This is a genomic window from Polynucleobacter sp. 35-46-11 (assembly GCF_002281105.1).
In genome coordinates, this window is sequence record NZ_NCFJ01000336.1 from 1 (window position 1) to 2,818 (window position 2,818).

Below are 2,818 nucleotides of genomic sequence, written 5' to 3' on the forward strand. Positions count from 1 at the left end.
TCATAACGGACTCATAAGACAGTAAACCCAGGCCATCCAAAGAAAACAGGGTTTCAATCAGCAAGGATCCGGTAAAGAAGGCGCCAATAAAAGCTGCTGGAAAGCCCGTCACTAGAGGCAAGAGCGCATTACGGAAGACATGCTTCCAAAGTACCTGCTTCTCAGTGAGGCCTTTAGCCCTCGCAGTCAACACGTACTGTTTACGAATCTCTTCCAGGAAAGAGTTCTTCGTCAACATCGTAATCACTGCAAAACTGCCTAAAACTGAAGCGGTAATTGGTAAAACCAAATGCCACAAATAATCCATTACCTTCCCAATCATGCTCAACTCAGTCCAGTTATCTGAAGTCAGTCCGCGCAGTGGGAAGATTTGCAAGAAACTGCCACCACCAAAGATGACAAGCAAGAGAACACCCAACACAAATCCCGGGATGGCATAGCCCACTAAAATCATCGTGCTCGTCACCGCATCAAAGCGGGAGCCATCCCTGACTGCCTTAGCAATACCCAAGGGTATTGAGACCAAGTAAGTCAGAAAGAAAGTCCATAAACCTATGCTGATAGATACTGGCAATTTAGAAACCACCAACTGCCAAACACTTTGGTGTTGGTAGTAACTCTGACCGAGATCAAACTGGGCAAAACGCTTGAGCATCATGAAATAACGCTCCACTGGCGGCTTATCAAAACCATATAAAGCCTTTACCTCAGCTAAGCGCTCGGCATCCACACCTTGGCGGCCACGATAGTTGCTGCCGCCACCAGATGACTCTGCCCCACTCACTGCAGCATCACCCTTACCCTTGAGCTCCAACATCAATTGCTCAACTGGACCACCCGGTACAAATTGCACTACTGCAAAGGTGAGAGTTAAAACACCCAACAAAGTAGGAATCATCAAGAGCACACGCTTGAAAATATATGACCACATTTGTCCTTGCATTAGCGCGCCCCTTCTTTCCACCAATTGAGCAGAATCCAAGATTCGGCGGTGTAATACAAAGGAGGTTCTGGGTAGCGCATCTCTTTACGATACGCGATTCGGTGTGTCGGGTTGTACCACTGCGGGATCACGTAATAACTATTCCAAAGAACACGATCTAAAGCTCTAGTAGCTGCACGTAACTCTTCACGAGTTTGCGCTTTGACAACTGCATCCACCAGGGCATCGACCACTGGAGACTGAACCCCGATCACATTATCAGAACCCTTTTCTTTTGCAGCCTGACTACCAAAGCGATCCCACAATTCATTACCTGGGCTTTGTGAGTCTGGGAAACGAATGGTAGTCATATCGAAGTCGTATTCATCCATGCGCTTCTGATGCAAAGCAAAATCACTCGTCCGAATATCCACCTGAATACCCAGCTTCTCTAAGTTACGCACATAAGAAGAAATCACTCTTAAGAAAAATGGACCATCTTCGACCATCTCAAATCGGAATGGCTCGCCTTGCATATTGCGTAAAGCGCCATCTCGATATTGCCAACCAGCCTGAGCTAATAAATCTCTTGCTTTGCGCAGGTTCTGACGCAAGCTATCAGGGGCGGCAGGAGAAGGGGCAGGAGGCATTGGACCAAAAACCGCATCTGGTACCCACTTAGGATATTGCGCCTTCAGAGGTTTGAGTAATTTCAATTCTGCTTCAGTGGGTTTGCGAGGGCCATCAAAATTGGCGCTCAGATCACTATTGGTAAAGTAGCTATTAATTCGACTGTATTGCTCAAAGAAAAGCTGGCGATTTAACCACTCAAAGTCGAGCGCATAACCCAAGGCTTGTCGCACGCGCGGGTCCTGAAAAATCGGACGGCGTACATTCATAGCAAAACCTTGCATGCCTGCGCCGTTGTGATTGAGGAAAGCTTTCTTTTCTAGAGTGCCATCATTAAATCTAGGGCCAACATAACTCTTTGCCCAATTCTTGGCGCGGTACTCCACCAGAGCATCGAACTCTCCAGCCTTAAAGGCTTCTAGGCGAACAGCGTCATCACTATAGAGTTTGTAGTTCACACGATCAAAGTTATAAAAACCGACACGGACATTAAGCGTCTTACCGCCTTGATCGGCCCAGTAATTTGGGTTACGCTTAAAGATCATGGTCTTACCAGCTTTGTATGACTCAATCACATACGGACCGCTTGCTATGGGTAGCTCAAAGGTCAATTTATCAAATGGTGTAATCGTGCCATCGGGCTTCTTACCCCAATTACGAGAGAACACCGGCAGGGTGCCCACCATCACCGGTAATTCAGGATTACTGTTCTTGAAATCAAAACGGATTACTCGATCAGAAACCACCACCGCTTGCTTGACATCGGCATAGACCGTTTTAAATTGCGGATTAGCAAGTGAACTCATCAAAGTGTCAAAGCTGTGTTTAACATCACTAGCTAAGATCGCACTGCCATCCGAAAACTTCGCCTCAGGACGAATCCGAAAGACCACAGACATTTTGTCGGACGCAACTGCAATATCTTCCGCAATCAGGCCATAGGCACTGGAGACCTCATCCGCACTTCCTACTGCCAAAGATTCAAACATCAGCTGAGCTATACCAGGGGCAGCGACACCGCGCAGCGTAAATGGATTGAACTTATCAAAACTTGTTCGGCGATCCGGGTTGGGCAAAGTTAAGGTGCCGCCTCGCGGGGCGTTGGGATTCACATAGTCAAAATGGCTAAATCCATCCGCGTATTTAGGTTTGCGGTACTGAGCGATCCCCTGAGCACCCTGAGCTGAATTGACTACCACCCCAGCCAGAAGGGCTAAGAGCAGCAAAGTGGGGATTTGGCGGATGACAGGGTGCATGGGCATATAT

The 2,818-nt window shown here is 47.7% G+C and carries 2 protein-coding genes; both read right to left on the reverse strand.

Features of this window, described 5'->3' with window-relative positions; genetic code table 11:
- Positions 1–931, reverse strand: a 931-nt coding sequence (locus B7Y67_RS14475) for a microcin C ABC transporter permease YejB (protein ID WP_293599242.1), incomplete at its 3' end; no start/stop codon positions are given.
- 11 nt (positions 932–942) lie between these two features.
- Positions 943–2,814, reverse strand: coding sequence for an extracellular solute-binding protein (locus tag B7Y67_RS14480; protein WP_293599243.1), 1,872 nt, complete (start codon positions 2,812–2,814; stop codon positions 943–945).
- Positions 2,815–2,818: the final 4 nt, after the last annotated feature.